Raw genomic sequence first — 23,759 nt, 5'->3', positions numbered from 1 at the left:
GAAGTATAAGGAGTTGTCATAAAATAAGCAAAGCTCAAAATTGATTAAAATTAACTATATTAATACCTTTATAAGATTAAATTTCAGTAAACAGGTATAAATCACATATCAAAATTTTGGTAAGCGCCATAGCTTTAAATTATGTAGTTCCTATTTATCAAGAGTCAAAAAGCTCCTTATTCCGTGTAAGAAAGTTGAATAGTATAATGATGTTTTTTTCGCGAGAGAGGGAGTAAATAGAAGTAATCTAAGCTGCGATGTATAAAATAGTTTCATGGATATTTCAGTAAAGAAAGGAAATTATTTATAAATGTTGATTTAATCGACTTACTCTTTTCTAATATCCTTTTCATCGTTATCCTATATCCTTTTAATCAAACGAGCTCTTGTTAACCAATTGTTCTGTCTCAATGACAAGTGAGAGAATCATGCTTTCTGATACTATTCCAGTTCCACATTTAACGACAGTAAATTTTGGGCCTCTTTATCATATAGAAAAAGTTATTTTGGGTCAGGTGGCAACCATCGAATCTTGGTTTAGACAAAAATGGCAAGAAACACCACCGCCGCTTACCTCTTCAGTTGATTTACGCCATGCTGGTTTTAAATTATCACCAGTAGATACTAATTTATTTCCTGCAGGTTTTAATAATCTCAACCCGGATTTTATGCCACTTTGTGTGCAAGCAATGCAATCTGTTTTATTTGATTATTTGCCTAATTGTAAACGTATTCTTTTGCTACCAGAAAGTCACACTCGTAATCAATTTTATTTAAAAAGTCTAAATGTATTAAGAGATATTTTAGTTAAAGCAGGATTTATTGTTCGTATTGGTAGTCTTAATCCCGAAATAACAATGCCGCAAGAAATGACTACTGAAGATGGAGAGTTTTTATTAGTTGAGCCATTAGTTCGTGAGGGTAATAAAGTAAAATTGGAGGATTTTGAACCCTGTATTATTGTGCTTAATAATGATTTATCGACTGGAATACCACCTATCTTACAAGGTATACAGCAACGAATTCGTCCAACTGCTCAATTAGGTTGGTTTAATCGTTTAAAGTCAACTCATTTTAGTTTTTTTGATCAAGTCACAAGCGAGTTTGCCGAATTAGTTAATCTAGATCAATGGCTAATTAATCCTTATTTTAAGGCCGTTGATAATGTCGATTTTATGGCACAAGAAGGGCTTGATGAATTAGCTGAAGAAGCTAGTAAATTATTCTTGTTAGTTAAAGAGAAATATGAATACTATGGTATTAAAGAAGAACCTTTCTTAGCAATTAAAGCGGATAACGGTACTTATGGCATGAGTGTGATGATGATTCACGATGCAGAAGAATTGCGTCAATTAAACCGGAAACAACGAACGCGTATGGCGGCAAGTAAAGGCAGTCAAAAAGTCAGTAGAGTGATTATTCAAGAAGGAATTTATTCTTTTGAAACGATGGCAGATGGTTCTGTTGCTGAACCTGTTGTTTATATGATAGGCCAATTTGTTGTAGGGGGATTTTATCGTGTGCATCAAGGCCGCGGAACCAATGAGAACTTAAATGCACCAGGCATGCATTTTGAACCTTTAGCATTTAAACAACCCTGTAATATGCCTCGCTATGATCGTGATCCGGTTGATTGCCCCAATCGCTTTTATGCCTATGGCGTTATTGCTCGATTAGCGGCACTTGCGGCGGCACGAGAAATTGCTGCTATTGGAGGTGAGTGATGAAATTAGCAGTGTTAATGGATCCACTGCATTTAATTAAGCCTTACAAAGATACAACTATTGCTATGTTAAAAAGCGCCCAACAGTTAGGCTGGACTTGCGCTTATTTTACTCCCATAGATATTAGTTGTCGTGCAGGACAAGCCTATGCACAAATGAATAGTATTGTTATTACTGATGAAAGTAAAACAACATGGGCAGAAACTAAAGCGTTAGGTGAGCTCCCTTTAAGCAATTTTAATATTATTCTAATGCGTAAAGACCCGCCATTTGATTTAGAATATATTTATAATACTTATGCATTAGAATTGGCTGAACGTGAAGGTGTTTTGGTTGCAAATAAGCCTCAAAGTTTGCGCGATGCCAATGAAAAATTTTTTACACTTAACTTTCAGGCATGTTGTCCGCCTACATTAGTATCTAAAAATATAAGCAATTTACGTAAATTTTGGCAAGAGCATCAAAATGTCATTTATAAACCGCTAGAAGGAATGGGTGGGCAAGCTATTTTTCACGTTGATGAGAAGGGTGATAATTTATCAGTTATTTTAGAAGTATTAACTCGCCAGCAAACACTAAGTATTATGGCGCAGCAGTATATTCCTGAGATAAAAACATCAGGTGATAAGAGAATTATTGTTATCAATGGTGAGCCGGTTCCTTATGCTTTAGCACGTATACCAGTAAAAGGTGAGCTACGTGGTAATTTGGCTGCTGGGGGGCAAGGAAAGGTTGTGCCTATTAGTGAGCGCGATCGGTTCATATGCCAACAACTTGCCCCGACGTTACAGAAAATGGGGCTATATTTTGTTGGTATTGACGTTATTGGTGATTATCTTACCGAAATTAATGTTACCAGCCCTACATGCGCTAAAGAGATAATGGCCGAAACAGGTATCGATATTACGGGTAATTATTTAAAATTTTTAGAAACACAACTTTTAAGTAAATCCTAATTGCCGCCATGCTTCAAACAAGATAATTGCTACAGCATTAGACAAATTTAAACTACGGCTATTTTTATGCATAGGAATACGGATTGCTAAGTAGCGCTCAAGTATGGTCTTGGGTAAGCCACGTGTTTCTGGCCCAAACAATAAAAGATCTTCATCTTGATAAGTTATTGTATGATAACCCTGACTGCCTTTGGTAGAGCAAGCCAAAATTCGCCGCTCTTTATTTTGCTCTATAAAAATTTCTTCACTATCATAATGAATTATATTTGCCCACTCATGATAATCTAGGCCTGCCCGGCGCATACGTTTATCATCTAGTGTAAAACCTAAAGGATGAATTAGATGAAGCTTAGCGCCACTGTTGGCACATAGACGAATAATATTACCAGTATTAGGGGGAATCTCTGGTTGATATAAAGCGATATGTAGCATTAAATTACTTCTTTAAAATATATCAGCAGGTCAAGCAGTTTCAGATAGCATATATCGCCACCCACTAAGCTTTATGCTGCGTTGTAGGCTCATTCGGCGAAGTACAGTGCTTCTATGTACACTCCTTCACTTACGCCTTATCTAAACCTAAGTGGGTGACGCTATATTTGCCAACTCAATTACATGACTTACTTAAAAGGCTCATTAAGTGACTTATTTTAGCGTAAATTGACTACAAAAAAATAGGTCAGAGCGCTTTATATAAATGATCACATTATTAAATTTAAAATTTAGCTAATCCTTTATTAGCTTGATGATTTCTTAAGGACACTGTTTTTATCGTTAAAATTAGTTGCCTGCTCAATTGACTGCGTAACAGGGATATCAATAGTATTTCTAGCCGATTTAGCCGCTGCTTGGTTAGCTACATCACCCGATATCTTATCAATTTTTTTATTTTTAATGACTTTTTCTGAGCCTTCATCATCAACGTAGTCAGCACCTACTTCTTGATCCTCATCCTCATCAACATAATCCGCACCTGCCTCTTGCTCATCTTCATCATCACCGTCGACATATAATTCATCGGTATCAGAATCATTTGCGACAAGCTCGCCTGTAATGCGGTAATTGCGATTTTGCAGGTATGCGTCCCTTAAGAAAGTATATTTATCAAGCGCTTCTTCAAGCACACGTTCGTTATCTAAATATTGTGCCCGTAAATCGATATAGCGTAAGCTTAATAGGCTATACAGGATGATATGGTTATCAAAGGTTATATAAGGATATGGCGTTAGAAAATAGTCCCCTAGCATGCCTGCACCATCACGAATAGTACTCGGACCTAAAAAGGGAATAACTAAATAAGCTGATTTTTTATGTCCCCATTTTGCTAAAGTAAGGCCTAAATCATTACTATGAGAAGGTAAGCCAAAATTGTTAGCAACATCAAATAAGCCGCCAATACCAAAAGTGGAATTAATGAAGAAGCGCCATGTATCTTTAAGTGCATAACTAAAATCAACTTGTAAGAGATCATTAGCAACAGTAGGTATCATATTAATATTGCTATAAAAATTATTAACGCTTGCTCGAACTGGGGCAGGAACAACAGCTTTGTAGAACTTAGCAGGTGGTTTTAATATAGTTGCATCAAAAGCCATATTAAAATTATGAACTCTTCGATTAAGTGCTTCATAAGGATCATCTGGGTTGGTCCCCGTATGAATGCAACTAGACAGAAATAAGGAGCTTAGTACAGCGGTTAGCTTTACATTTAAGCGCATGATAAGTTTTTCTTTTTTTAAGAATTAATTTGATGTTACACCACTTTAATAGACTTGCAAACTATAGGAATTAATCTTCTAAAATAAGGCAATTATAGACTTACCCAGCCAAGGTGAGGTTAAAATTCCATGACGAATGTAACAGGGCCATCATTACATAAATGAACTTGCATATTGGCACCAAATTCACCAAAAGCGACTGGGTTATACATTTCTGTCGCTAATTCTTTTAATTGCTCAAATAGTTGCTTACCTTGCAAGGGTGAGGCGGCTTTAGAGAAACTTGGGCGCAAGCCGGAATTAGTTTCAGCGAGCAAAGTAAATTGTGGTACTAATAATAAACCACCTTGCACTTGTGAGATATTTAGATTCATTTTACCTTCAGAGTCATCAAATATACGATACTTTAAGCATTTATTTAGCATCGCATGAAGTGTTTTTTCTGAATCTAAAGGGGCAAAGCCACACAAAATTAATAAGCCATGGTTTATTTTAGCAATAGTAGTTTGATTGACATCAACTTGGGCATGTTTGACACGTTGGATAACAATTAACATAGATCATTATTCTTAAAAGCAATATACTTGGTGGCAGTAATAATAGCATCAATGATACCCATCTCATGATAAGAGTGGCCTGCTTCTCTAACGATACTTAATTCAGATAAGGGCATGGCTTGATGTAACACGCAAGCGTTAGTTAAAGGGCATACCATATCATAACGTCCATGAATTAAGTAAGCTGGAATATGCTTTATTTTATCAATATGATTTAAGATTTGATTATTGTTAAGAAAATAATCATTATTTAAATAATAAGTTTGTAGGGTTGCTAACGCAAGTGCAAAGTGAGGTTCTGTTTGTTCTTCAATAAGACTGGTGTGAACCTGTAAACAACTGCAACGAGCCTGCCAGAGAGCCCAATTTTTAGCGGCAGCCATGCGCGCTACTTCATTATTTCCCTGTAAGCAATTAGCATAATATTGAATAATTGTTTTACACTCATTTGATGAGGCCAATTCACAAAAGTCTTTCCAGTAATCTGGATAAACCTTATTAGCACCATTGCTATAAAACCAGTTCATCTCTTGCTGACTTCCTAGAAACACACATTGTAATATTAAACTAATAACTTGGGAGGAATATTTTTGAGTATATAAAAGTGCGAGCAAGCTGCCCCAGCCAATACCAAAAATTATGATACGGTCTAATTGTAAAAAGTTACGTATAGTTTCGATATCTGAAATTAATTGCTCAGTAGTGTTATTTTCAATAGTAGCGTGAGGCACTGACCGTCCGCAGCCTCGTTGATCAAAAAGTATAATTCGATAAAGTTCAGGGTCAAAAAAGCGTCGTAAGGTGGAATCGCCTCCTGCACCAGGCCCAGGATGTAAGACTATTACTGGAATTCCATAAGGATTACCTACTTCCTCAATATAAAGTATATGTGGTGCACCCACCGGTAATTCGTGATAAGCATAAGGCTTAATAACAGGATAAAGATTTTGCATAATATTCTCTTATATTGAATAAAGGTAGAGACTTCCTTTTATTTGACAAAAAATTTAAAAACTTTTTAATCTCCACCAATTTCCCTAAGTTCACCAAGGTTCCTCATACTTTAATAACTTCTTCAATACACCACTAACATCCCTAATATTCCACCTACGTCCCGCGACTTGTTCGCGGGATCCAGCCATCTATTTCACTGCTCCCATGGGCAAGTAAAGGGTAGAAGAGCGCCTACCTCATAATTCTTCAATTTTTTACTGAAAAATTGTCATTTTAAATTAAATTTTCAAGCTCTTTAAAAACTCATAGTCTATGTTTAATAAATAAACATATAAACTAATATTAGATTAATTTATAATCATCTAACTAATATTGCTGCATAACATTTTAAAATAATCGGCTTAAAGCTTTGTTTTTATCATGTAAATTAAAGATAATGCGCATTTAGTATTAACAATGAGTCAACCCATGGCAGCTTTACTTGATGGATTAAATCAACAGCAACGTCAGGCAGTAACTGCACCGTTAGGGAATATTTTAGTTTTAGCTGGTGCAGGTAGTGGTAAAACCCGGGTTCTAATCAGTCGTATTGCTTGGCTAATAGAACATCATTTGATGTCTCCTCATGCTATTTTGGCTGTAACTTTTACCAATAAAGCTGCAGGTGAAATGAAAGCTCGCCTTAATCATTTATTAAATGTTCCTGTAATGGGCCTATGGGTAGGAACATTTCATAGCCTCTGTCATCGCCTATTACGACGTCATTATCAAGCTGCTAATTTACCTGAGCATTTCCATATATTAGATAGTGAAGATCAAATAAGAATAATCAAACGAGTTATTGCTGCATTAAGATTAGACCCTGATCAGTGGCCATTTAAGCAGGCCCAAGCTTTTATAAATAGTAAAAAAGATGAAGGCTTACGTCCACATCATATCCAACCTTTATCGTATGGTCCAACACGTACACTTATTCAAATTTATAAACACTATGAAGAGGCTTGCGCTCAGGCAGGAGTAATTGACTTTGCAGAATTATTATTACGTACGCATGAATTATTACGTAATAATCCAGATATTTTGTCTCATTACCAACACCGCTTTCAAGCAATTTTGGTAGATGAGTTTCAAGATACGAATGCTATTCAGTATGCTTGGATTCGCCTTCTTGCTGGAGAGCATGCATCCGTAATGGCCGTAGGTGATGATGATCAATCAATTTATAGCTGGCGTGGTGCTAAAGTTGAAAATATTCAGCAGTTTTCCCAAGATTTTAAACAAACCGCAGTCATTCGGTTGGAACAAAATTATCGTTCAACCTCTACTATTCTTAATGCCGCCAATGCATTGATTGAAAATAATAACGCGCGTATGGGTAAAGAATTATGGACACAAGGCACAGCGGGCGAAAAAATTGTCGTCTATAGTGCTTTTAACGAATTGGATGAGGCACGTTTTGTTAGTGAGCGTATTAACATGGCTATCCAAAATGACGTAAATCCTAATGAAATTGCCGTACTATATCGCTCTAATGCCCAGTCACGTGTAATAGAAGAGACGTTACTGCGGGCTGGAATTGCTTATCGGATACATGGTGGCGTACGCTTCTTTGAACGTGCAGAAATTAAAGACACGCTTGCTTATTTAAGATTGCTTGTTAATGTTCATGATGATGCTGCTTTTGAACGTGTTGTCAATTTTCCAGCACGCGGCATTGGTGAAAAGACACTTGATGAAATACGTGAATTAGCAAAATCGCAGCAATCATCATTATGGCAAGCAACCAATAAGATGTTACAAGAAAAAATGTTGCCTTCGCGCGCAGCACTTGCCTTAATGAAATTTATTACTTTAATAGTTAACTTACGTGAGAAAACAAAAACACAAGAATTAGATGAGCAAATTAGTACTGTTATTCAAGAAAGTGGCTTATATGATCACTTTGCTAAAGTGAAAAATGATAAGGCGGAGTCGCGATTAGATAACTTACAAGAATTAATTAATGCCGCTAAGCAATTTCGTTATGAACAAGATATGAATGAGCCTATGTCGCTGTTGACTGCATTTTTATCACATGCATCCTTAGAAGCAGGGGAGATGCAAGCAGCAGCCCATGAACAATATGTGCATTTAATGACTTTGCATGCTGCCAAAGGTTTAGAGTTTCCATTAGTATTTTTAGTTGGTTTAGAAGAGGGATTATTTCCCAGCAAACAATCTGTTGAAGAGCCTGGCCGTTTAGAAGAAGAGCGACGTTTATGTTATGTCGGCATGACACGCGCAATGAAGAGACTTATCATCACTTATGCAGAAATTCGCAGGCAATATGGCCGGGAAGAGTATCATAAGCCTTCCCGGTTTTTAAGAGAAATTCCCGTAGAATTATTAGAAGAAATACGGGTTGGGGCTCGCTTCCAAACGCCAGTTATTAAAGCAGCTGATCAAAGGACTAATTTAATGACGGCTAAAGAAGCAGGCGTAAGAATAGGACAAAATGTCTCCCATGCTAAATTTGGTCCAGGTAAAATTTTATCAGTCGAAGGGAGTGGGGCTCATACTCGTGTACAGATTAGATTTAAACTTCACGGTATAAAATGGTTAGTTTTAGCCTATGCTAATTTAACCTTTTTAGAGGGTTGCTCTTAATACTTTTAGAAAATAAATTTCGTTTATACATGGAATCTTTAAAATAAAAGGACTTGCCTCAACAATCCTTTCAGTTAAACTTAGCTTGAATTTAAACGTAGCCGATGCTACGTTTCGCATTGCAAAATAAAAAAAGGGGAAAGTTGTGAAATTAAAAACATTAGTAACAGCAAGTGCGCTGATGGCAACAATTGTTTCACCAACATTGATGGCTGCTGATAGTAGTAATACTAATTCAACAACCAGTAGCTTCACGGACGCACAAAAGAAAGATATTCAAAAAGTTGTACATGATTATCTAGTGAGTAATCCAGAAGTGCTTATTGAAGCTTCACAAGCGTTGCAGCAAAAACAGCAACAATCAATGCAGCAAGAAGCTCAGCAAGCGATTTCAGCAAATACTCAGCAGTTATTTAATGATCCACTAACTGTAGTAGGTAATCCTAAAGGCGATGTAACATTAGTTGAGTTCTTTGACTATCAATGTATTCATTGTAAAAAAATGGCGCCTGTTATCGCTGATTTAATTAAAAAGAATAATAATCTACGTGTTATTTATAAAGAGTTTCCTATATTTGGTAAAAGTTCAGATAATGCTTCTCGTGCTGCATTAGCTGCTGCTATGCAAGGTAAATACTTGCAAATGCATGAAGCGTTATTTAAACAAGACCAGCGCTTAAATGATCAATTAATTGAAAATGCTGCTAAGTCAATTGGTTTAGATATGAATAAATTTAAAACCGATATGAATAGTAAAACAGTGACTGATGCACTTGATGCTAATCGTCAACTTGCTGAGAAATTACGTTTAATGGGTACGCCTGCATTTGTGATTGCTTCAACACCTGCAGGACAATTTAAGCAAGGCACTCAGCCAACGTTTATTCCTGGTGCAGCAAGTCCTGAAACATTACAAGACTTAATTAGCAAAGCTGGTACTGATAATAGCAACTCTAATAATAACGGTACTCAACAATAATATGTAATTTAATTTTCTGTCATTCCCGCGAAGGCGGGAATCCAATTCATGTTCATAATGCCGCCGTACCAGGTAAGGGGTTTCCCGCCTCTGCGGGAATGACAGAATCTGTCAATATTAAATGGTAGTAGTATTAGTTAAATACTTATATAATTCGTGTACACTCTGATTTTTTCATTATATGGCTTTGTTTCTGGTTATTTGAAGATAACTCTTCTAATTGAGCAATAAAGTCTACTGAATCTATTGCTCCTATTTTTAAAAAACATGGCAAAATTGAGCCATCCTCTTCTGGACGAGGTATTAAGATTAAATGACGCAGATTAAGACTTTTCAAGACATTATTTTGACCTTACAAAATTACTGGGCTAAACAAGGTTGTGTTATTTTACAACCACTCGATATGGAAGTAGGCGCTGGTACTTTCCACCCAGCAACATTTTTACGTGCCATTGGTCCTGAACCTTGGGCGGCTGCTTATGTGCAACCATCTCGTAGGCCGACAGATGGTCGTTATGGCGAAAATCCTAATCGGGTTCAACATTATTATCAGTTTCAAGTTATTTTGAAGCCTTCACCATTAGATATTCAAGAAAAGTATTTAGATTCGTTACGGGCTCTTGGCGTTGACCCCCTAGTCGATGATATTCGTTTTGTAGAAGATAACTGGGAGTCACCAACGTTAGGTGCGTGGGGGCTTGGTTGGGAAGTCTGGCAAAACGGCATGGAAGTATCGCAATTTACTTATTTTCAGCAAATAGGCGGCCTGCCATGTAAGCCTATAACAGGTGAATTAACGTATGGTTTAGAACGTTTAGCGATGTTCATCTTAGGTGTGGATAATTTATTTGAGTTACCATGGAGTATTACTAAACAAGGTATCATTACTTACGGTGATGTTTTTCATCAAAATGAAGTTGAAATGTCAACTTATAACTTTGAACATGCAAATATTGATATTCTTTTTCAGCATTTCGATTACTATGAAAAAGAGGCAGAAAAATTAATTGATCTTAAATTACCCTTACCAGCATATGAAATGGTAATTAAAGCATCGCATGCATTTAACCTTTTGGATGCAAGGCGTGCTATCTCCGTGACAGAAAGACAGCGCTATATCTTAAGAGTAAGACAGCTTTCACGGGCCGTAGCTCAAATTTATTATAATGCGCGTGAAGCGTTAAATTTTCCTATGTTAAAGGTGAAAGATGGTCAATGATTTTCTATTTGAATTAGGTTGTGAAGAGCTCCCCTCTGGTGCTGTTTCAGTACTTAGCGAAGCCTTAATTAACAATGTAACAGCAGCTTTAAACAAACTTCAGCTTGGTTTTAATGCAATCACGGCTTATGCAGCGCCACGTCGTTTGGCTATCTTAGTTACAGATTTAATCAATGAACAGCCAACGCAACGAATCATAAAAAGAGGACCAGCTAAAGTTGCAGCATATAATGCTCAAAATGAGCCAACGCCAGCCCTTTTAGGGTTTGCCAAGTCTTGCGGAGTTAATGTTGAAGCCTTAAGTATGAGCAAGACAGAGAAAGGGGAGTGGATTATTTATGAATCTGATGTTGCAGGCGCTAAAGCAAGTACATTATTGCCTACCCTTATTAAAGAGGCGTTAACTAAGCTGCCTATTGTTAAACCCATGCGTTGGGGTGAGGGTGACGACGAGTTTGCTCGTCCCGTGCATTGGGCCGTTATGCTATTAGGTAAAGATATCTTACCTTGTCAAATTTTAGGTGTGCAAACTGGACGCCATACATATGGTCATCGTTTCCATGCGCCACAAGCAATCCCTATAGATAATCCTCGCCATTATGAAGCACTCTTACACGATGCTTATGTTATGGCTGATTTTGCTAAACGGCGAGAAAGTATTCTCAAACAAATTGAGGAAAAAGCTACTGAGTGTCATGCAGAAGCGGTCATTACAGAAGATTTAATTAACGAGGTCACATCTATTGTTGAATGGCCAGAGGTTTTAGTTGCCCATTTTGATAAAGAATTTTTATCTGTCCCTGCTGAAACGTTAATTGCTGCTATGCAAACACATCAAAAATGTTTTGCGCTTAAGAATAAAAAAGGCCAACTATTATCTAGTTTTTTAACAGTAGCTAATATTCACAGTACTAACCCGGCTCAAGTCATTTCTGGTAATGAAAAAGTTATGCGTGCGCGGTTAAGTGATGCAGCATTCTTTTTTGAACAGGATAAAAAGCAGCCATTAAGTCACCATATTGCTGCAACTGCTAAAGTGATATTCCAAGCAAAGCTAGGCACTCTACTAGATAAGGCGACTCGAATCCAAGTCATAATGAATGACTTAGTAGAAAAGTTAAATTTAAATAAGCAAAATGCATTACGTGCCGCTGAATTAAGTAAATGTGATCTCTTAACTGGAATGGTTGGTGAGTTTCCTGAATTACAAGGCTTAATGGGTTATTATTATGCATTAAATGATGGTGAAGATAAGGAGATTGCTTTAGCTTTGTATGAGCAATATTTACCTCGTTTTGCTAATGATACTTTACCTGAAACTATATTGGGGCTAAGTTTATCGCTTGCTGATCGACTAGATACTTTAGTAGGAATTTTTGCCATTGGCCAGCGCCCAACAGGGGTAAAAGATCCCTTTAAACTACGGCGTCATGCTTTAGCAGTAGTAAGATTATTAATTGCTAGCCCTAATTCATTAAGTCTATCAGAGCTAATTAATAAGGCAATTGACAGCTATGGTAAACAATTTGATAAAGCTTATGCTTTTCTTGCTGAATTAAAACCTTTCATTCTTGAGCGGCAACAATCTTACTATTTAAGTCAAGGCATTGCTAGCGATTTTGTACAGGCCGTTCGTGCCAAGCAAGATGAATATTTAGACGATTTTGATAAGCGTATTAAGGCACTGTCATTTTTTGCCAGCCTACCAGAAGCGTCTAGCTTATCAGGAGCATGTAAACGTGTTAATAACCTGCTACAGCAAGAAGAAGCCATTAATTATGAACTTTGCTTAGTTGATGAAAGCTTGTTACAAGAAGAAGCAGAAAAAGCGCTTTTCTTAAAACTTAACAATGTAAAACAAGAGATTGATCCTTTATACAAAAAAAGAGACTATATAGCTATTTTGACTTTATTAGCTTCGTTACGGCCTGTTGTTGATACATTTTTTGAAAATGTAATGGTCATGGTCGATAATATGAATACGAGGAAGAATCGTTTAGCCTTGTTAGCAAATTTACAAGCTTTGTTACAAGGAGTTGCTGATATATCGCAGTTACAATTTATCTAGGAATACTTAGAAAGAAGGTTAAGATGTCGATAAGCAATAAAATTGTGTTATTAGATCGCGATGGCATCATCAACTATGATTCATTACACTATATCAAATCACCGGATGAATTTATTCCCATAACAGAAAATATTGTAGCGGTTGCTCGTTTAACCGCTGCTGGTTATCGAATTGGTATAGCAACTAATCAATCAGGTATTGCGCGTGGACTTTATACTAAAGATGATTTAGTTAAAATACATACCAAAATGCTTGAAACTATTGAACGAGCAGGTGGAAAAATTTCTGCAGTTGAATACTGTCCACATTTACCGGACACAGGCTGTGAGTGTCGTAAACCTATGCCAGGCATGTTGTATGCACTAGCAAAAAAATTAGGCTGTTCAAACTTAAAGGATATTCCTTTTGTAGGTGATAGAATATCTGATATTCAAGCTGCCCGAGCAGTTGGCGCGCAACCTATTATGATTTTATCTTCAATGACTGATAAAGAAGCTTTATTAAATTACCATGATGTTCCCATTTTTAATTCTCTCACAGAGTGGGTAGACTCCTTAATGGCTAAAGCATGTCATGTCTAATGAATTAGCAGTAGGATATGAAGGGGATGAGCAAAAAAAAGAAGCTATTTTATTAGCTAATGAGTTAAATTTACCACTCAATAATGAAGCTAACAAAAAAATTATAGTCACTTCTGATAGATTAATACTCCATATTGAGCCATTTTTACCCTTATATTGTAATTTCGCGCGTAGTTTCTGGCAAAAAAGGCATCAAGATGGTAAAAAACAAGGGTTATTTCGGGCATGTAAGCCTAGACCGAGCATGCGAATTATTGATGCAACAGCAGGATGGGGGAAAGATGCGGCTATTTTAGCAAGTTTTGGCCCTGACGTAGTTATGTTAGAACGAAATCCTATTATGGGCGCTTTACTCAATGATGCTTTAAGGCGTCAAAAAGATGAGCTAGCTCCACTTAAACTGCATTTAATAAAGCAGGATGCAATTAATTATTTAACTAATTTAGAACCCTCAAATTATCCAGATTTAATTTATATTGATCCCATGCATCCAGCCCGTCAAAAGGCGGCTTTAGTTAAAAAAGAGTTACAAGTCTTACAGCAATTAATTAAACCTGATCTAGATGCACTAGAACTGTTGCACCTAGCTAGAGAGCGGTGCTTGCAAAGGGTAGTTGTTAAGTGGCCTAAACGAATATCTCCTTTATTAGAACCGTCATCTAGTGTTCAGGAAAAAACAGTTCGCTTCGATATTTACCTGCCTTCAATAGTAATGAATTGAAAAATTTGATAAATTAATAAGAAGTTAGCTCTGTAGGACGTCTTACTTAAAATAATCTACACTTAACTATAATTGTTTTTTTAAAAGCAGATTGTTTATTGTTTTTCTCAAAATAGAAGAAAAATTATTTTCTTCCTGAAGATGGGAGAATATAAATTATGATTTTATTGGAAAAGCTGACTTTACTTCGTAAAGTAGATATTTTTAAAAATTTAAGCGATGATTTTTTGATTGAGATTGCTGGTCGTGTAACTGAAGAATACGCAAGAGCAGGTACAACAATTGTTAAGAAAGGCGAATTAGGGGATGTGCTTTATATTATTGTTTCTGGCAGAGTGAATGTTCAAGACGAAAATAGAGTGCTGACCACCCTAGGAGATAAAGAAATTTTTGGCGAGCTAGCTGTTTTATCACCTGAGCCACGTACGGAATCAATCATAGCAGCGGAAAATTGTGTATTATTAAAGCTGAAACGATATCATTTATTTGAATATGTGGATTTAAATTTAACCATAAGTATTATTGATGCGCTGTGTCAACGAATCCGCTCAATGGCTAAACAAATCGACAGATTATCGAAAAAAAATAATCAAATTGCTTAATTCTTAATTATAATTTAATGATATGCTGTTATACTTATTTTAATTAATTTATCTAATGCGGTGGGTGAGTAATGAGTAGTAACTTTAAAAATTTTATTAGCCCAGAAAAAAGAGCTAAGCGTCTACGTGATAATAGTGGCAGCTATAATAAGCTAGATGGGACACTTAAAAGCACAGATTTAGTAAAAAATTATAAAAAAGAACGATTAGTAGGTGTTGCTGGCTTTAAAGACCTAGATGGTAAGCCAATGAGCGACAAATTATCTGCTTCTGATCCTATTACTCAGCAATTTACACAAGAATTAGAAAACGCATTAAAATTAACCGATGATACAGATAAAGCACTAAAAGAATTTGAAACCCAGGTTGCTGAGTTTAATAGCAAAGCACATAATTCAGCTGAAGTTGCTAGTAAAATCCAAGCTTTTCGTACTACCTTAGTGCAGGAAATTGAGAAGCAACAGAGGCAAGAAAAAGACAACCTTATTAGTTTATTAGATGGCAATAATTTCCCCGCTGTAGCAGGTAAAATGGGGGTAGGTGCAGATCGTATTGATCAGCTTAAAGATCAAATGAAAATTGATCTTGCAGCAGCTCAAGAGAAGGAGCTGAAAAAAATTAAGGGCGCCTTAGAAGATCAGGCTTTACGGTTGATGAATGCAATAGCTGCTGAGGAAGCACGTATTACTGCTTTAGCTAGTTTTTACGATAGCCCCGACGCTAAGAGAATGAGGGCTAATATTGATCGATTGGCTGAAAAAAACGCTAATACAAACCGTGCAGTAATATCTATGGATGGTAACACCGGTAGAACTAAATTTAAGGGAATTAATTTTAAGGATATAGAAGATCTTCAGACAGTTACAGGCCTAGATGTAAAACATGCTGATGACGGTGGATTTTCTATGGAATTTCCTAGATTTCGTTTTAATAGTACCGCTGCTCTTTACGATTTAACCAGTATTGCACAAATGGTACGGGCATCTGGCGCAGAAAAAATTACTATGAAGGTAACTCATGATGATCCGGAAAAGGCCATGGAACTAGGTCGTAAAGCATATGAAGGCGCGCTACTAGCAGGCTTTGATCCAAATACAGATAAGGAAAAAAATATCGCTATTGAGGTAAATGGTAAGATAGTAAAGGTAGATGAGCTATTTGCAAAACATCCTCACCGAAGAAAATTAATAGAAGAGAAAGCTGCTGATATGAAAAAACAGACTGAATCTTTTAGTCCCGCACTACAGGAGCAACAGAAATTGAAAAAAGACTTGCAGGCAACTAAAAAAGCTAGTCAAGATAAATCAACTAAACAGCCACAGCCAAGTAATTCCCCAGCGCTATCAAGATAATTATATTAGTTTTATCTTTTATAATATTTTTATAGATAACCGTTGGGTTATTAAGTTTAATACCCCTCTTAATATTAATATTTATTGAGAATCTAATCTTTTTAAAATAAATCTATATATTGCACTAAGAAAAAATGCTGTAATTTGCTTTGAAATTCTGTTATTTTTTGGTATTGGGCCCAACCCAACGCATGGAATCAAATTAACCCAGCAAAGGAGAAGTGCGATGAATAATCGACGTTTTAATGATTTTGAAACAGGGGTTGATGAACTAAACGAGGTTCAAGATAATACGGAAGTTAATTTAAGTAAAAAATTAGAGCGTCGTCGTCGTATTGAAGATTTATTTGAGGAAAAGCGCTTAAGAGAAGAGTTAAGTGAATTTGATATGCTTTGATTCAAGTCTAGTTAAAAACAAATTACCTTTAAAAGATTCCTCACTAGAGAAGATAAGTCTCAGCTCAAGCCTCGTCATTCCCGCGTAGGCGGGATTCCACCAGGCAAGTTATAGCAGGGTTTAATTGTAAAATAGATTCCCGCCTACGCGGGAATGACAAATGAGTAGTGGGACTTGTTTATAAGAAAATTATTAAAAGTAAATGAGTCCATATTTAAGCCTCTGGCTCTTCATTGCTAATTTTTAAGTTATTCCACACCTTATATCATTTCCTTGTTTAATATCCTTCCTACTCCCTTTGTCATTCCTGTATCTAATGTCATTCCCGCGTAGGCGGGAATCCATCCTGCGGGCTGTAGCAGTATCTAGTTGTGAGATAGATTCCCGCTTACGCGGGAATGGCAATGGAGAGGCAGAAACTATAATTTTATGAATCTTTAACCTTAAGGATAAACTTAACTTACCAAGCTGGAATAGCTGCATCACCAAATAATGTTTTAGCTTTTTCCTGCACTTCCTTTGAATTTAGCGCCTTAACAAATTGCTCTAATTGCGCTCTCTTATTACTATCACTACGAATAACAATTAAATTAGCATAAGGCGACTCTTTATTTTCAGTAAATAGAGCATCGCGTGAAGGACTTAAACCAGCAGGAATTGCAAAAGTCGTATTGATTACAGCCGCATCGACATCGGATAGTACGCGTGGCAGTTGAGCTGCATCTAACTCTTTAATTTGTAACTGTTTTGGATTCGTGGCAATATCATCTAAAGAGGCTGTTGTTGTTTTTTTTAAGGTGATTAACTTTGCATTTTGTAATAGTAAAAGGGCGCGGGCCTCATTACTAGGATCATTAGGTATAGCAATAATAGCTTTATTTGGTAAATCATTAAGCGATTTGTATTTTTTAGAATAAATACCTGTTGGATAAATGAAAGTTTTACCAATGACTTCAAATTTATAACCATGCGCTTTCATAGCTGCTTGTAGATAAGGCAGATGTTGATAAACATTAGCGTCTAAACTGCCATCTTGTAAGGCTTCATTAGGTAAATTGTAATCATTAAATTCTACTATTTTAATTGTTAAGCCATAATTTTTTAAGGCAACATCACGAGCGGCTTCTACTAAATCAGTTTCAGGTCCGGCGATTGTGCCAATCACTAACGTATTAGGAGATGGCTTGTTACAAGCAACAAGACTAACTATAAGCAACAATAAAGCAACAATACGCACGAAATTCTCCTCTTATATAAAACGTTTAAATAAATCATGTATGTAAATATCGTTTCGCAAGGCGATCACCGCCAACTTGGATTAATTGCACAATAAAAACTAAGATGAGTACAGTAGCAATCATAATAGATACATTAAAGCGCTGATAACCATAGCGAATTGCTAAATCCCCTAGACCACCGCCCCCGACTGTTCCTGCCATAGCAGAATAATTAACTAAAGTAATTGCTGTGACTGTAACTGATTGAATAAGTGCTGGTAAGGCCTCTGGCAACAAAATAAATCGAATCATCTGCCAAGTATTCGCCCCCATTGAGAAACCTGTTTCAATTAAACCAGGAGGTAGATTATGATAGACATTGTCAACAAGACGCGCGAAAAAAGGGGTTGCGCCTAAGGTTAATGGAACAATAGCTGCGTTAATACCAATAGAAGTTCCTACTAAAAAACGGGTTATAGGAATTAAAGCAACTAATAAGATAATAAAGGGAATTGAGCGACTAAAATTGATTAATCCTGAAATGAAGCGATTTAACATAGGATGTGGTTTTATTTTAGTACTGCTAAAAAGCAATGTACCCAAGGGTAGCCCTAAAATGGTAGCAAATAAGGTACTCAAGAAGACCATATAAAGTGTTTGCCCGCTGGCAAAGATTAAATCATAAAATAACGTCAGCGACATACCCTAAAATCTCCACAGTTAAATTTGCCTGTTCACAGCGTTCAATAAAATTATTTAATAAGGACCTATTTGCATTTAACTCGACAACTAAAACACCACAAGTGATAGTATCAATACGGTCTATATTAGCAAGTAAGATATTAATATCGATATTAAGTTCTCGGCTTGTTTGACTAATAAAAGGAACTGTTGCTGTCTCGCCTTGGAAGAATAAACGTAATATAGGCTTGTCAGTAGGTTCCGTAAGTAAATGGTCTATAAGTGAGGGAGGTAACTTTGGACTTAATTGGGCATACAGCATGTCTCGAGCCTGGCTGTCAACTTCGTTAAAAATATTACTTAACCCAACCACCTCAATAATTTCACCATTTTCCATGACTGCTAAACGATGACAAATTTGTTTTACTACTTCCATTTCATGAGTAATTAGGACAATAGTAATGCCGTACACTTGATTAATTTTTTTTAATAATTGTAAGATTGATTCCGTTGTTCTGGGGTCAAGCGCTGAGGTTGCTTCATCGCATAACAAAATAGTTGGCGAGAAACTAAGTGCTCGCGCTATTGCTACTCGTTGTTTTTGACCTCCACTAAGCTGAGCAGGATAGGCATCTTTTTTTTCATGCAGTTCAACTAAAGGTAAGAGTTCTTCTATCTTTTCGTTAATGATCTCTTCATCATAACCTTGAATACGCAATGGTAGCGCAATATTTTCATAAACAGTTTTTGAATTTAATAAATTAAACTGTTGAAAAATCATTGCCATTTTATGACGAGCGAGACGTAATTCTTTTTGACTTAAATTAGAAATGACTTGATTATTAACAGCCACTTCACCTGAATCCGGTTTCTCTAATAAATTAATTGTGCGTAATAAAGTAGATTTTCCAGCCCCACTTTTACCGATAATACCGAAAATCTCGCCCTCTTGAATAAATAAATTGATATCCTTTAAGGCAATAACATGGTCATAGGATTTATTTAAACCACTTAATTCAATCATTTTAAATACCTAACCGGTCATTAGTCTAACTAATAGAACTCTAAATTAATGAGTGAATAATAGTGCGGAAGCTAAGGAAGGAAAAACCTGCTTTAGCCGAATTTACAAGAAAATTAATCTTGAGCGCCCGCAAGCTAAGTATTCAAATCAGCGCATGTTATATCATACAATAATTATGCATTAAAAAAAACCAATGCGAATACTATTTCTTAATATTTATGCTTGTAAAAATTGACTCTTGCTTCTTTTATATTAAAGCCTATATCAAGAATTGACTTTAATATTAAATTTATAACTTATTGATAAATTGTAAAAATATCTAAATTATCATTGACAAAACTAATTTATTTTGGCAGGCTCACTTTTTTTCGTAAGGAGATGTGGAAATGAAAAAATTAGTACTTGCTACTACAATGGGTTTAGTATTATCAACTAGTTATGCAGCTGAACTAAAAAGTTTTGATCAAGTAAGCAAGGCTGTAAGTGGTGGTAAAGGGTTAACTTATGTATTAAATCTTAATGAGTGCCAATCTAATTTACCAGCTCAAGATATTATTACTTCTGTTAAACCAGATGCTTTCATGGTTATTAATAAACAACGTATTACTGCCGCTTTTCAACATTTTTCTTTAAACCAACCTGGTGCTGTGGGCTTGCCTACCTTTACTAATGCTAAATATGATATTTCTGCTGATGGTAAAGCTAATATTAAAATCACGATTATGAAAGCTGCAGATTATAGCGCTATCATGGAATATAGTTTGCAATGTGAACTAGGACAAGGTTTAACAGTATTTGATAATCCTAGTGCTTAACCCAGGTTTCATTGCTGGATACTGCGAAAAAGTCGCGGTACGTAGGCTAGGGTGATAAGTAGCCTGGGTGCAGGCTCTTAAGAGCTGGAACCTGTTTTCACTGCGTTGCATCCATGCTACTTGTTAGTACCAGATCTATTTGGATACTCAGTATTGTTGCTTACATGAGCCAATATTCAGATTCCACCTACATGCGTTGACATCGATATTCTACCTACATACCGCGACTTGTTCGCGGTATCCCACTTAAATGTAGGTTGGGCTAAGCATAGCGCAGCCCAACAGTTTCAGACAAAACAAGTAGTCTATTTATAATTTGTTGGGCTGCACTTCGTTTAGCCCAACCTACCTTGATTTCTCTTTTACCCGGATAAAAGGCGTTATTGCTGCGTTAACAATGCCAATTTATCTTTGAAGAGTAATAAAAATTGCTTCAATATTCCTTTAACTCAGGCCTATCTTTATAATAATTAAGTGCTTCAGGATTCGCTAGAGATTGAACATTATTAATCTCTTGGCCATGAACCACTTGCCGTACAGCAACTTCAACAATTTTGCCGCTCATGGTACGAGGAATATCTGGCACTTGTAATATTTTAGCTGGTACATGGCGGGGGGACGCATTTTTTCTTATTGTTAGTTTAATTAAATCTTCTAAATCTTTATCTAACTTTAAGCCTTCTTGTAGTTTAACAAAGAGAATAATTCGAATGTCATCTTGCCAATTTTGGCCAATAACAATACTGTCAACAACCTGCGGAATTTTCTCAACTTGACGATAGATTTCTGCGGTGCCTATTCTAACGCCACCTGGATTTAAAATAGCATCAGAGCGGCCATAAATAATTAAGCCATTATGTTTGGTAATCTCTGCAAAATCACCGTGTGCCCAAACATCTTCATAACGTTCGAAATAAGCATGACGATAAGCTTTTTTATCCTCATCGTTCCAAAAGTAAATTGGCATAGACGGGAAAGGCTTAGTACACACTAATTCACCTTGCTTTTCGCAAATGGGATTACCTTGTTCATCAAAAACATTAACCGCCATACCTAAACCAAAGCATTGTAATTCACCTTTATAAATAGGAAGAATAGGATTGCCAAGTGCAAAGCAGGAGACAATATCTGTGCCGCCGGAGATAGAGCTTAATTGCACATCAGGTTTTATATCTTGATAAACAAAATCGTAATTCTTAGGTAATAAAGGAGAACCTGTTGAAAGAATCGCTCGCAGGGATTGTAGTTCATAGCGGCTATTAGGTTTTGCTAAGGCTTTATCAACAGCTAAAATAAATTTAGCGCTGGTGCCAAACACAGTCACTTTTTCTTCTTCAATTAATTGGAAAAGTCGATAAGCATCAGGATAAGTGGGCGAGCCATCATAAAGTGTTAAAGTTGTGCCTAATGCTAAAACAGAGACCATCCAATTCCACATCATCCAACCACAAGTGGTATAAAAAAATAAGTTATCGTGTGCGGTAAGATCGGTATGTAAGCCTAATTCCTTGATATGTTGCAATAGGGTTCCACCTGCACCATGGACAATACATTTTGGTTTTCCAGTTGTTCCTGAAGAAAATAAAATGTAAAGAGGATGGGCAAAAGGTAGATAGTGAAAATCACAATCTTTTGCAGGTTTAACAAAAGCTTCCCACAAACACGCTTTTGGAATATCAGGCTCAGTATTTAGACTTAAGTTAGAACAAATGACAATTGTTTGTATAGAAGGGATAGCTGTGCTTATTTCTTTAATTTTTTCAAAATCAAGATGCTCTTTACCTGAGTATTGATGACCATTACAAGTAAAAAATAGCTTAGGTTCAATTTGACTAAAGCGATCAATGGCGGCTTGAGCACCAAAGTCAGGCGAACACGAAGACCAAATTGCACCAATTGAGGTGGTAGCTAGCATAGCAATGATTGTTTGCGCAATATTTGGCATCATGGCTGCAACACGATCGCCTTCTTTAATACCTGCTTGTTTTAAACCTTCAGCACACATCGCAACTTGCTGATAAAGTTCAGCATAACTTAATACATGACGTTCGCCATTTTCTTTAATACTGATAATGGCTGGATGAGCATCACGTCTTTTCAATAGTTTTTCAGCAAAATTAAACGTCGCTCCATCAAACCAAGTGGCATCGAGCATTTGTCCTTGATGATTTAATATATTGTGTGGTTTGGTTTTAAAATCAATTGCAAAAAAATCACATAAGAGTTCCCAAAAACGAGCACTATTATCAGTAGACCATTGATAAAGTGCTTGATAATCAGCAAAAGAAGTTTGTTCTTTTTGGGCAACAAATTGCATAAATTGCCACATTTGTGATTTTTCAGGATGTTTAGGCCGCCAAACGATGCTCATAGTTAATCCCTGCTTTATTAAAATTTAAACTATTGTACATTTATAATTACTCTACATAGCTAACATAAATGTAAGTAATTACTTGTATGTTAAGTTTGCCATTAAAGTTAGAGAAGATATTACCTTAATCGACTAGTCTAGTTTCTTACTTAATGGCTGTTGCTGAGTAATGCAGTGAATGCCACCGCCACCAGCAAATATATCTAAGGCCTTAACCTGCTTAATTCTATAATTAGGAAAACAATTTTTAATAATAGCATGGGCAGTTTGATCATATTCTTTGTGACCAAACGCTGGCATCACAATGCCTTGATTAGCTAAGTAAAAATTAATATAAGATAGGGTTAAGCGCTCGCCAGCTAAATAAGTTGCGGGGGGCTGCTCAATCGTTATAACTTCTAAAGAGCGCCCGGCTGCATCAGTTGCAGATTTTAAAATCTCGTAATTTTCTTGGAAACGTTCGTAATTTTCATCTTGTTTGTCAGAGGTAATTAAACAAAGCACTTTTGCTGGTGCAATAAAGCAAGCGATTTCATCAATATGGCCATCTGTCTCATCACCAATAATTCCTTTATTTAACCAAATAACTTTATTTGTTCCTAAGAAATTGTGTAGATAGTTTTCGATTTCTGTTTGAGTTAAGGTTGGGTTGCGATTGGGATTTAATAGGCATTCTCTAGTTGTAAGTACAGTTCCATCACCATCAACATGAAACGATCCGCCTTCCATAATAATTGAGGCTTCAAAATGTTTAGCATGCGTTGCTTTAATAATGGCAGCAGCAATTTGATTATCTAGTGCATAATCAATATAGTTGCCTCCCCAGGCATTATGAATCCAATCAACACCGGCTAATTCGCCTTCTTTATTGAGTAGGAAAGTAGGGCCGGTATCACGAGTCCAAGAATCATTGATAGAAAGTTTATGGATGGTGATATTATTACCATTTAAATAGTCTTTTGCACTTTTTTCATCATCAGGATCAACCAGCACAATCACAGGTTCAAACTCCGCGATTGCTTTTGCTATCTGACTATAAGCAAGCCTTGCTTTATCAAGACCAATATTAGCCCATGTGTCTAGATGACAGGGCCAGGCCATCCAGCAAGCTGCATGCGGATGCCACTCAGGTGGCATTGCGAAACCTAATTGTTTGGGAGTGAGCATATTTATCCTT

Annotated in this window: 20 protein-coding genes and 1 pseudogene; 12 read left to right on the top strand and 9 right to left on the bottom strand. The window is 36.3% G+C overall.

The genetic code is table 11. From position 1 onward, the window contains the following. Positions 1–428: 428 nt before the first annotated feature. Both gshA and gshB read left to right on the top strand, forming a co-directional pair. Positions 429–1,724 carry a glutamate--cysteine ligase gene (gene gshA, locus E1P04_RS07510; protein ID WP_131782495.1) on the top strand — a complete coding sequence of 432 codons (1,296 nt, stop codon included), beginning with the start codon at positions 429–431 and terminating at the stop codon, positions 1,722–1,724. Continuing rightward, positions 1,724–2,680 (top strand): glutathione synthase, encoded by a 957-nt coding sequence (gene gshB, locus E1P04_RS07505; protein ID WP_131782309.1) that lies wholly within the window; start codon positions 1,724–1,726, stop codon positions 2,678–2,680. Before gshA ends, gshB begins: the two co-directional genes overlap by 1 nt. Here gshB and trmL read toward each other — a convergent pair. The 4 genes and pseudogenes from trmL to pip form a co-directional block, all read right to left on the bottom strand. After that, positions 2,666–3,112 carry a tRNA (uridine(34)/cytosine(34)/5-carboxymethylaminomethyluridine(34)-2'-O)-methyltransferase TrmL gene (gene trmL, locus E1P04_RS07500; protein ID WP_131782308.1) on the bottom strand — a complete coding sequence of 149 codons (447 nt, stop codon included), beginning with the start codon at positions 3,110–3,112 and terminating at the stop codon, positions 2,666–2,668. The two genes, gshB and trmL, sit on opposite strands and share 15 nt — an antisense overlap. Positions 3,113–3,633: 521 nt before the next feature. After that, a pseudogene (locus tag E1P04_RS07495) lies at positions 3,634–4,398 on the bottom strand (MlaA family lipoprotein); the annotation flags it as partial. 119 nt (positions 4,399–4,517) lie between these two features. After that, the gene (dtd, locus tag E1P04_RS07490) at positions 4,518–4,955 is read right to left on the bottom strand and encodes a D-aminoacyl-tRNA deacylase (RefSeq protein WP_131782306.1); all 438 of its coding nucleotides are present in this window, start codon (positions 4,953–4,955) and stop codon (positions 4,518–4,520) included. Then, a complete protein-coding gene (gene pip / locus E1P04_RS07485) occupies positions 4,949–5,908 on the bottom strand; it encodes a prolyl aminopeptidase (protein WP_131782305.1) in 960 nt (319 codons plus the stop codon). Before pip ends, dtd begins: the two co-directional genes overlap by 7 nt. A gap of 457 nt (positions 5,909–6,365) precedes the next feature. On the opposite strand from pip, the gene uvrD reads away from it, so the two are divergent. The 9 genes from uvrD to E1P04_RS17600 all read left to right on the top strand — a co-directional run bounded on the left by uvrD (position 6,366) and on the right by E1P04_RS17600 (position 16,474). Then, positions 6,366–8,555: a DNA helicase II gene (gene uvrD, locus E1P04_RS07480; RefSeq protein ID WP_131782304.1), complete on the top strand. Its 2,190-nt coding sequence runs from the start codon at positions 6,366–6,368 to the stop codon at positions 8,553–8,555. 145 nt (positions 8,556–8,700) lie between these two features. Continuing rightward, complete coding sequence (locus tag E1P04_RS07475; RefSeq protein WP_131782303.1) at positions 8,701–9,534, top strand: DsbA family protein; 834 nt, start codon at positions 8,701–8,703, stop codon at positions 9,532–9,534. 313 nt (positions 9,535–9,847) lie between these two features. Further along, positions 9,848–10,753, top strand: coding sequence for a glycine--tRNA ligase subunit alpha (gene glyQ / locus E1P04_RS07470; protein ID WP_131782302.1), 906 nt, complete (start codon positions 9,848–9,850; stop codon positions 10,751–10,753). After that, a complete protein-coding gene (glyS, locus tag E1P04_RS07465) occupies positions 10,743–12,821 on the top strand; it encodes a glycine--tRNA ligase subunit beta (protein WP_131782301.1) in 2,079 nt (692 codons plus the stop codon). Before glyQ ends, glyS begins: the two co-directional genes overlap by 11 nt. 23 nt (positions 12,822–12,844) lie before the next feature. Beyond that, positions 12,845–13,402 (top strand): D-glycero-beta-D-manno-heptose 1,7-bisphosphate 7-phosphatase, encoded by a 558-nt coding sequence (gmhB, locus tag E1P04_RS07460; protein ID WP_131782300.1) that lies wholly within the window; start codon positions 12,845–12,847, stop codon positions 13,400–13,402. Beyond that, positions 13,395–14,123 (top strand): class I SAM-dependent methyltransferase, encoded by a 729-nt coding sequence (locus E1P04_RS07455; RefSeq protein ID WP_131782299.1) that lies wholly within the window; start codon positions 13,395–13,397, stop codon positions 14,121–14,123. The genes gmhB and E1P04_RS07455 overlap by 8 nt, the downstream gene beginning before the upstream one ends. A gap of 158 nt (positions 14,124–14,281) precedes the next feature. After that, the gene (locus E1P04_RS07450; protein ID WP_131782298.1) at positions 14,282–14,725 is read left to right on the top strand and encodes a cyclic nucleotide-binding domain-containing protein; all 444 of its coding nucleotides are present in this window, start codon (positions 14,282–14,284) and stop codon (positions 14,723–14,725) included. Positions 14,726–14,796: 71 nt separating this feature from the next. Beyond that, the gene (locus E1P04_RS07445) at positions 14,797–16,077 is read left to right on the top strand and encodes a hypothetical protein (protein ID WP_131782297.1); all 1,281 of its coding nucleotides are present in this window, start codon (positions 14,797–14,799) and stop codon (positions 16,075–16,077) included. A gap of 226 nt (positions 16,078–16,303) precedes the next feature. Continuing rightward, complete coding sequence (locus E1P04_RS17600) at positions 16,304–16,474, top strand: PA3496 family putative envelope integrity protein (protein ID WP_165482702.1); 171 nt, start codon at positions 16,304–16,306, stop codon at positions 16,472–16,474. Positions 16,475–16,934: 460 nt separating this feature from the next. Here the strand turns inward: E1P04_RS17600 and E1P04_RS07440 are convergent, their stop codons facing one another. Genes E1P04_RS07440 through E1P04_RS07430 form a run of 3 tightly spaced genes read right to left on the bottom strand, consistent with a single transcriptional unit; the run spans position 16,935 to position 19,396 of the window. Further along, the gene (locus E1P04_RS07440) at positions 16,935–17,711 is read right to left on the bottom strand and encodes a MetQ/NlpA family ABC transporter substrate-binding protein (RefSeq protein ID WP_131782296.1); all 777 of its coding nucleotides are present in this window, start codon (positions 17,709–17,711) and stop codon (positions 16,935–16,937) included. A 34-nt stretch (positions 17,712–17,745) separates the two neighbouring features. After that, positions 17,746–18,393 carry a methionine ABC transporter permease gene (locus E1P04_RS07435; RefSeq protein WP_131782295.1) on the bottom strand — a complete coding sequence of 216 codons (648 nt, stop codon included), beginning with the start codon at positions 18,391–18,393 and terminating at the stop codon, positions 17,746–17,748. After that, the gene (locus E1P04_RS07430; protein ID WP_131782294.1) at positions 18,371–19,396 is read right to left on the bottom strand and encodes a methionine ABC transporter ATP-binding protein; all 1,026 of its coding nucleotides are present in this window, start codon (positions 19,394–19,396) and stop codon (positions 18,371–18,373) included. Before E1P04_RS07430 ends, E1P04_RS07435 begins: the two co-directional genes overlap by 23 nt. Before the next feature lie 386 nt (positions 19,397–19,782). Here E1P04_RS07430 and E1P04_RS07425 point away from each other — a divergent pair, with 386 nt between their 5' ends. Beyond that, a complete protein-coding gene (locus E1P04_RS07425) occupies positions 19,783–20,211 on the top strand; it encodes a VirK family protein (protein WP_131782293.1) in 429 nt (142 codons plus the stop codon). A gap of 433 nt (positions 20,212–20,644) precedes the next feature. Here the strand turns inward: E1P04_RS07425 and E1P04_RS07420 are convergent, their stop codons facing one another. After that, positions 20,645–22,582 carry an acetoacetate--CoA ligase gene (locus E1P04_RS07420; RefSeq protein WP_131782292.1) on the bottom strand — a complete coding sequence of 646 codons (1,938 nt, stop codon included), beginning with the start codon at positions 22,580–22,582 and terminating at the stop codon, positions 20,645–20,647. 132 nt (positions 22,583–22,714) lie between these two features. Beyond that, complete coding sequence (locus E1P04_RS07415) at positions 22,715–23,755, bottom strand: agmatine deiminase family protein (protein WP_427853179.1); 1,041 nt, start codon at positions 23,753–23,755, stop codon at positions 22,715–22,717. Positions 23,756–23,759: the final 4 nt, after the last annotated feature.

The sequence above is a fragment of the Legionella gresilensis genome, assembly GCF_900639865.1.
Classification (GTDB): Bacteria; Pseudomonadota; Gammaproteobacteria; order Legionellales; family Legionellaceae; genus Legionella_C; species Legionella_C gresilensis.
Note: the sequence above shows the minus strand (reverse complement) of the source record. Positions and strands in the feature narration are given on the sequence as shown.